We start from the raw sequence: 791 nt of genomic DNA, 5'->3' as shown, positions 1-791 counted from the left end.
CATAGACTGCACGCTGATAGGCGCATCACCACCTACCGCAACACTGCCGACAAATATCTGTTTGGTTTGGACTCTTTTTATCATGGAGAGATTTTAGCTTGTTTGGTATAAAAAGGTGCTTTATTTTTTTCTACATGCAATCAACATGTAGAAAAAAAAGTCTTAGAATTTAAAAGTAAGATTTGTGTAGAAGTATCTTCCCGGCTCGTTTAGGAGCATAGTGTCTGAGCCTGCACTCAATAAAATAAGATCGGCATATGTGTTGGATGCTGCGTATGTTTTGTCAAAAATATTGTTAACACCAACGCTTATTTCAGCATGCTTGTCTATCTTGTGCTTGATTTTTGCATTGTAGATACTCCAGCCGCTAAGTTTTTGTTCACCGTTGTCGCTGTCTATCTTATCCCAATTATCCGAAGCCTGCATCTCAAGAGTTGCTACCGAATCGTTCATGTACTCATAGTTTAGAGCGATATTTCCTCTAAGAGGTGCGATATCTGCCAGATCTTCATCTACTCCTGCTGCAACATCATCTTTTTTGCCGACTTTGTAAGATGCACCCATGCTAATAACAAGAGCGTCCGTTGCATAGATGGAGCCGCTCAACTCTGCGCCGTAAACATTTGCGTCAATATTGTTGAAGCTGTTTGTACTTTTTGTGTAGTAGATGTAATCTTCAAGCATGGAGTAAAAAGTTTTTGCTTTAAGAGTAAAACTTTCATATGTTGCTTCATATCCAAGGTCAATCTCTCTGTTTTTTGTCTGCTTAAGGGTTTCATTTCCTACCTGAG

General features: G+C 39.3%; 1 protein-coding gene. It reads right to left on the bottom strand.

Annotated features, from left to right (window positions below; translation table 11 throughout):
• Window positions 1-162: 162 nt before the first annotated feature.
• Window positions 163-791: TonB-dependent receptor domain-containing protein (locus RQ763_RS06990; RefSeq protein WP_314151989.1), on the bottom strand; the 629-nt coding region annotated here is incomplete at its 5' end.

This window comes from Sulfurimonas sp. (genome assembly GCF_032250635.1).
In the GTDB taxonomy this organism is placed as follows: domain Bacteria; phylum Campylobacterota; class Campylobacteria; order Campylobacterales; family Sulfurimonadaceae; genus Sulfurimonas.
This window is presented reverse-complemented; position numbering and strand designations above follow the sequence as displayed.